The sequence below is a fragment of the Paenibacillus sp. ALJ109b genome (genome assembly GCF_010747435.1).
GTDB lineage: Bacteria > Bacillota > Bacilli > Paenibacillales > Paenibacillaceae > Paenibacillus > Paenibacillus taichungensis.
On sequence record NZ_JAAIFP010000036.1, the window covers coordinates 22415 to 28659 of the forward strand.

The 6245-nt window shown below is 51.1% G+C and carries 3 protein-coding genes, 17 tRNA genes and 1 rRNA gene; all 21 read right to left on the reverse strand.

Features of this window, described 5'->3' with window-relative positions; all coding sequences use genetic code 11:
• Window positions 1-66: 66 nt before the first annotated feature.
• The gene (gene iolC, locus G3352_RS28680) at window positions 67-1077 is read right to left on the reverse strand and encodes a 5-dehydro-2-deoxygluconokinase (protein WP_064642883.1); all 1011 of its coding nucleotides are present in this window, start codon (window positions 1075-1077) and stop codon (window positions 67-69) included.
• Window positions 1078-1188: 111 nt separating this feature from the next.
• The gene (gene iolE / locus G3352_RS28685) at window positions 1189-2091 is read right to left on the reverse strand and encodes a myo-inosose-2 dehydratase (RefSeq protein ID WP_163761471.1); all 903 of its coding nucleotides are present in this window, start codon (window positions 2089-2091) and stop codon (window positions 1189-1191) included.
• A 114-nt stretch (window positions 2092-2205) separates the two neighbouring features.
• Window positions 2206-4071, reverse strand: coding sequence for a 3D-(3,5/4)-trihydroxycyclohexane-1,2-dione acylhydrolase (decyclizing) (gene iolD / locus G3352_RS28690; RefSeq protein WP_163761472.1), 1866 nt, complete (start codon window positions 4069-4071; stop codon window positions 2206-2208).
• 319 nt (window positions 4072-4390) lie between these two features.
• Window positions 4391-4461, reverse strand: a tRNA-Gly gene (locus tag G3352_RS28695).
• Between the two features lie 9 nt (window positions 4462-4470).
• Window positions 4471-4544, reverse strand: a tRNA-Pro gene (locus G3352_RS28700).
• Between the two features lie 7 nt (window positions 4545-4551).
• Window positions 4552-4630, reverse strand: a tRNA-Leu gene (locus tag G3352_RS28705).
• A gap of 15 nt (window positions 4631-4645) precedes the next feature.
• Window positions 4646-4722 (reverse strand) — tRNA-Arg (locus tag G3352_RS28710).
• 7 nt (window positions 4723-4729) lie between these two features.
• A tRNA-Gly gene (locus G3352_RS28715) sits at window positions 4730-4804 on the reverse strand.
• Between the two features lie 10 nt (window positions 4805-4814).
• A tRNA-Leu gene (locus tag G3352_RS28720) sits at window positions 4815-4895 on the reverse strand.
• A gap of 6 nt (window positions 4896-4901) precedes the next feature.
• Window positions 4902-4977 (reverse strand) — tRNA-Lys (locus tag G3352_RS28725).
• A gap of 7 nt (window positions 4978-4984) precedes the next feature.
• Window positions 4985-5070: transfer RNA gene (locus G3352_RS28730), tRNA-Tyr, on the reverse strand.
• Between the two features lie 9 nt (window positions 5071-5079).
• Window positions 5080-5155: transfer RNA gene (locus G3352_RS28735), tRNA-Thr, on the reverse strand.
• A gap of 18 nt (window positions 5156-5173) precedes the next feature.
• Window positions 5174-5249, reverse strand: a tRNA-Phe gene (locus G3352_RS28740).
• A gap of 22 nt (window positions 5250-5271) precedes the next feature.
• A tRNA-Asp gene (locus G3352_RS28745) sits at window positions 5272-5349 on the reverse strand.
• Between the two features lie 27 nt (window positions 5350-5376).
• A tRNA-Met gene (locus G3352_RS28750) sits at window positions 5377-5450 on the reverse strand.
• 17 nt (window positions 5451-5467) lie between these two features.
• Window positions 5468-5543 (reverse strand) — tRNA-Val (locus tag G3352_RS28755).
• Between the two features lie 124 nt (window positions 5544-5667).
• Window positions 5668-5739 (reverse strand) — tRNA-Glu (locus G3352_RS28760).
• A gap of 4 nt (window positions 5740-5743) precedes the next feature.
• Window positions 5744-5819, reverse strand: a tRNA-Asn gene (locus G3352_RS28765).
• Between the two features lies 1 nt (window position 5820).
• Window positions 5821-5896: transfer RNA gene (locus tag G3352_RS28770), tRNA-Ala, on the reverse strand.
• 24 nt (window positions 5897-5920) lie between these two features.
• A tRNA-Ile gene (locus G3352_RS28775) sits at window positions 5921-5997 on the reverse strand.
• A gap of 37 nt (window positions 5998-6034) precedes the next feature.
• Window positions 6035-6151: ribosomal RNA gene (rrf, locus tag G3352_RS28780) — 5S ribosomal RNA — on the reverse strand.
• Window positions 6152-6245 lie beyond the last annotated feature (94 nt).

Here is a 6245-nt window from a genome sequence, read left to right on the forward strand (position 1 = left end):
TGTCTCCCTTCGCTTATATGTGCGTTGCGTCAATTACTCCATCCACTCCAAGTACTTCAACATGCTTCAAGACACCGTAATTTCGCCCCGATTGCAGCGTTCGATATAGTCATTCACTTGTTCCACCGTTGGCATCGCATCCGAGCAGCTGTGGCTGGAGATAACGATACATGCTGCCGCACTGCCAAACGCCATGCTGCGTTCAATGGTCCAACCCTGCATCAACCCGTATAGGAATCCCGCCGCGTAGGAATCACCTGCTCCAAAGGTCTTCACCACACGCGCAGGGTAGCTGTCCGCTTGATGAGATAGACCTTCGCCTGTATAGGCAATGGAGCCTTCCTTGCCATGTTTAATGACGACAATTTTAGCTGAAAAGTCGAACCATTTTTGCGCGGTCACCTGATCGCTATGGTCTGGATTATGGTCAAACGTCTCCATCATGTCGAACTCTTCACGGGTGCCCAGGATGATATCGCATTTCTCGGCTGCGAGGTTATAATAGACCGCCGTCTCTTCGGCTGATGTCCATGTGTAAGGACGATAGTCCAGATCAAACACAATGATTGTGCCATGCTTTTTCGCATACGCCAGCGCCTGGAATACCGCTTCACGAGATGGACTCTGGGCTAAGGCTGTACCTGAAATGAGCAACACTTTGGAGTCGGCAATTAGCTGTTCCTGCACCTCTCTCGACTGCAATAGCAGATCAGCCACGTGGTCACGGTACATTAGAATGCTGCAGTCGGTTGGACTTTTGATCTCGGTAAAAGCAAGTCCTGTCACCGCTCCGGTATCGTCCGTTACCACATTTGACGTATCGATCCCGTTCCGCTCCAGATAACTGTTGATGAACCTGCCCATCTGGTCATTCGCGATTTTGCCGATAAATGCCGTTTCCATACCGAGCCTGGACATACCAATCGTGATATTAGCCGGAGAACCGCCCACATATTTCGTAAAGGTCATCGTCTCTTCCATCGGGCGATTGATCTCATTGGCATTCAAGTCGATGCACAGACGGCCAATCGCGGTGAAATCCATCTTCCTGGAATCAGGAAAGGATACGTAAGTCATTGTTTTTGAACCCCTTTCTGTGATGGGATTTGAAATGATACATTTATCAAACTCACACTCATAATCTGATTTACCTCATGGTACGGCTCTCTCCCGATGGCCATGACTTTATCATCTGTGCTGGTATAAGGAATCCATATATTGCAACGATCGCCGCGCATACTCATACGGATTATGAATCGCAGGGTCCTGTTCGCCTTCAAGCATCGCCCAGCCATCATACCCCCGTGTAACCAACTCCTGCAGAATCGGTGCAAAATCAATACAACCATCTCCGGGAACCGTAAATACCCCTTTACGAATACAGCCCACAAAATCAGACTGTTCGGCCCGTGCTTCGTCCAGCACTTGAGGACGAATATCCTTTAGATGAATATAGGCAATCCTGTCATAATGTTTGCGTAGGAGAGCTAACGGGTCGGCTCCGCCGTAGTAAGCATGACCTGTGTCATAGAGCAAATAAACAAGAGATGGGTCAGTAAGTTCCATCAATGTATCGATCTCATCCGGCTGCTCAACAACGGTACCGCCATGATGATGGTACGTCAGCTTCAACCCGTGCTCACGGGCGATGGCACCGGCTTCGTTCAGACCCTCAGCAAGGATTTTCCATTCCGATTCACTGAGTCTTTGCACTTCTTTTTCATGCGGTGTCCGCCTTGGATCAAAATGCAGGGAGCCTCCTACTTCCGCCGTGCTAATCACCGTGCTGCCCATCGATTGCAGAAACTCCGCGTGTCTGCGATAGCTGTCCAGCTCAGACTGACGATACGCCAGGTCGGAGAACAATACCGATTTCCACTGGGAGACGAGGCGTATATTGCGCTTGCCCAGCTCCTCCCGCAATGTGTCTGGATCCGTGGGATATTTGCGTCCCATTTCCGTACCTGTCAGGCCAAGTCGCTGAATGTCATCCAGAATCTGTTCACACGTTGTTGCATCACCATGCTCCTTTACATCCTCTCCGACCCAGTTGATCGGATGAATCCCGAGCTGAAATGGCAGCTTGTTCATGGCTCCACGTCTCCTTTTGTGGTTCAACATTTTTGCATCATTCGATTTAACGCGCGCATTCCTATCTATATCATGTTGATTGAAAGTTACTCTTTGGATTGATGATATGCTCAATTAAATGAGTCTAGCTTTGGCACGGTTTGCCTTCATCGCGTGGTGAGCCGTTACCACCTTTTCCTCGTTGGATACTTCCGGCACGCCTACATTCCACCATGACTCATATCCGCCTGCATTGGTTCCGGGCACGACTGGAATTTCGATGAGTGTAGTCACGGTCTCATTCCGGGCATCTCTGATCGCCTGCTCCAATTGTTCCGTCGTCTCTGCCTTATAGGCTTTGGCTCCAAGGCTGCGGGCATGGGCTGCAAAATCCATAGGCATGTAATCCCCGGTTAGTCGTCCGCTCTCCGATTCCCGATAGCGGAACTCGTTGCCGAAACCGTCACTTCCGTGCTCCCGTTGCAAATTATGAATACACTGAAATCCGTTGTTGTTGAATAGTAAAATGGTCATCTTCTTCTGTTCCTGCAAGCTCGTCACCAGTTCAGAATGCAGCATTAGGTAACTACCGTCACCCACCACGGCATACACTTCACGATCCGGCTCGGCAAGAGCTGCCCCGAATGCCCCGCTCACCTCATAGCCCATACAGGAGAAGCCATACTCCATGTGGTATGTTTTCGGTTCAGACGCGCGCCACAGACGGTGCAAGTCTCCAGGCAAACTTCCCGCCGCACACACAATGACGGAAGAAGGGTCAATGGTCCGATTAATTACACCGACCGCGGTCGTCTGTGCCAACCCTGCCTCATGTTGCAGTCCATAGAGTCGATCTACCTCGGTGTTCCACTCATCCCGCAGGTCGGCGATCTCGGATGTTCCGTATCCACTGTGATACTGCCGTCCCTGTAAAGCCGTTTGCAGAGCTTGCAGACCTTCCCGTGCATCAGCTAGAATCGCTTCCCCACCCAATTTGGCGGCATCCATGCCGTTCAGGTTAATATTGATGAAAGCCGCTTCGGGATGCTGAAAAGCAGACCGGGACGCCGTCGTAAAATCCGAGAACCGGGTGCCGACGCCGATTACCACATCTGCTTCTCTGGCAAGCCTGTTGGCAGCCAGCGAGCCGGTAACACCGATGGCTCCCACATTAAGTGGGTGGTCCCACGCCAAGGCACTCTTGCCAGCCTGCGTCTCGGCAACCGGAATGCCAAATGCCTCGGCGAATTCAGCCAGCTGTGTGGATGCCTCCGCATACAACACGCCGCCGCCTGCTACGATCAGCGGCTTCCTGCCACGGGCAATCTGCTGCGCTGCCCGTTCAATAGCCGCCTGGACCGGAGGACGACGGTCTAGGTAATGCACCTTGCGGGCGAAGAACGATTCAGGGTAATCGTACGCCTCTGCCTGCACATCCTGCGGCAGCGCCAGCGTTACCGCGCCCGTCTCCGCCGGGTCCATCAGCACGCGCATCGCCTGCGTGGCAGCAATCATCAACTGTTCGGGACGCACGATGCGATCCCAGTATTTGCTTACCGCTTTGAACGGATCAGTAGCTGAAATCGTATAATCGCCGCTTATCTCCAGTTGCTGCAGCACGGGATCTGGTTCACGCGTGGCAAAGTTATCACCCGGAAGCAGTAAAACGGGAATACGATTAACCGTTGCGGTTGCCGCTGCGGTAATCATGTTCAGTGCTCCTGGGCCGATGGATGTTGTGCAGGCATATATCTGTCTACGGTTCTTCTGCTTGGCATAGGCTGCTGCCGTATGTACCATGCCTTGTTCATTTTTACCCTGCATATACGTCAGACTTCCAGAACTACGTTCCAGTGCCTCTCCAATACCAGTTACGTTGCCGTGTCCAAAAATGCCGATAACGCCTTTCACAAACTTCGTTTCCACCCCATCAACGGAAATATATTGCTGATCCAGATATCGGAGCAGTGCCTGAGCCATCGTCAGTCTAATGGTTATCATGGAATGATCATCTCCCTTCCCTTTACGGGTTAAGCGCTTAATCTAAGTTAAGTTTAAGCGCCTTACCCCTAAAGGTTAAGCGCTTAATTGATATAGTATTACAGGCTGAAGGATTAGGCAAGATATTTTTGTAAGCGTTTTACAAAATGGCAAATAAACATAGCTTTATCACTGTGGTGTTGTGTATTATCCCACTGTTAATAAAGCTATGATCCGATAAGTTACTAACATGGGAGTACGTGTTCGGAGGATGATGGAAACGTAAAAAAATACAAAAAAAGAGATGGTTTCTGCCATCTCTTTTTTTGTATTTTTTTAAAGCGGGTGATGGGAATCGAACCCACGCTATTAGCTTGGAAGGCTAAAGTTCTACCATTGAACTACACCCGCATGTAAAAATCGGGATGACACGATTTGAACATGCGACCCCCTGGTCCCAAACCAGGTGCTCTACCAAGCTGAGCTACATCCCGTTATCTATACCGGCGAGAGGACTCGAACCTCCACGGTTTCCCACTCGATTTTGAGTCGAGCGCGTCTGCCATTCCGCCACGCCGGCATATGAAGTTATAAATGGCGCGCCCTGAGAGATTCGAACTCCCGGCCTTTTGATTCGTAGTCAAACGCTCTATCCAGCTGAGCTAAGGGCGCAAAATATTGGAGCGGAAGACGGGAATCGAACCCGCGACCCTCGCCTTGGCAAGGCGATGCTCTACCGCTGAGCCACTTCCGCATATAAGGGATGCGCGTGGAGGGACTTGAACCCCCACGTCAAAGACGCTAGATCCTAAGTCTAGTGCGTCTGCCAATTCCGCCACACGCGCATATAATGGTGAGTCATGAAGGGCTCGAACCTTCGACACCCTGATTAAAAGTCAGGTGCTCTACCAACTGAGCTAATGACTCGAAAAACTGGTGGAGGATGATGGATTCGAACCACCGAACCCGTACGGGAGCAGATTTACAGTCTGATGCGTTTGGCCGCTTCGCTAATCCTCCAGGATTACATGGTGCCGGCGAGAGGACTTGAACCCCCAACCTACTGATTACAAGTCAGTTGCTCTACCAGTTGAGCTACACCGGCATATTAAGTGGTGATAAATGGTGGCTCGGGACGGAATCGAACCGCCGACACGAGGATTTTCAGTCCTCTGCTCTACCGACTGAGCTACCGAGCCTTATTTAATTTTTTGATTAAAATGGCGGAACCGACGGGATTCGAACCCGCGATCTCCTGCGTGACAGGCAGGCATGTTAGGCCAACTACACCACGGTTCCAGATCACTTTCTTGAAAGAAAGTATAATTGCGGGGGCAGGATTTGAACCTGCGGCCTTCGGGTTATGAGCCCGACGAGCTACCGGGCTGCTCCACCCCGCGTTATTTAGAAAATGATATGGTGGAGGCTGAGGGGATCGAACCCCCGACCCTCTGCTTGTAAGGCAGATGCTCTCCCAGCTGAGCTAAGCCTCCATATATATGACCCGTAGGGAATACTCTCACTTCGTTCGAGACTGCGATGCCGTTGCTAACGAAGCTTATCCTCCGACGAACCTTTGGGATTCTCATCCCTTTTTTAAGCTAATAAATATAGCTATGACCCGTAGGGGATTCGAACCCCTGTTACCTCCGTGAAAGGGAGGTGTCTTAACCCCTTGACCAACGGGCCTTAATGGCTCCCCGAACAGGACTCGAACCTGTGACAACTCGATTAACAGTCGAGTGCTCTACCAACTGAGCTATCAGGGAATGGTGGAGCCAAGCGGGATCGAACCGCTGACCTCCTGCTTGCAAGGCAGGCGCTCTCCCAGCTGAGCTATGGCCCCATACACTGTGGTTTAAAACTTATATGGTGGGCCCTGGTGGACTCGAACCACCGGCCTCACCCTTATCAGAGGTGCGCTCTAACCAACTGAGCTAAGGGCCCACATTATATATCATATTGAAACCCGTAATGGGTTTACGCTTGGCGGCGTTCTACTCTCCCAGGACCCTGCGGTCCAAGTACCATCGACGCTGAAGGGCTTAACGGTCGTGTTCGGGATGGGTACGTGTGGAACCCCTCCGCCATCGCCACCAAACGCATAGCTTAGCTTACATTCAGAGATCATTCTCTGAAAACTAGATCCGAAACGAAATGTGCGACTTACAACCTGCATATCTTGGATAAGCCCT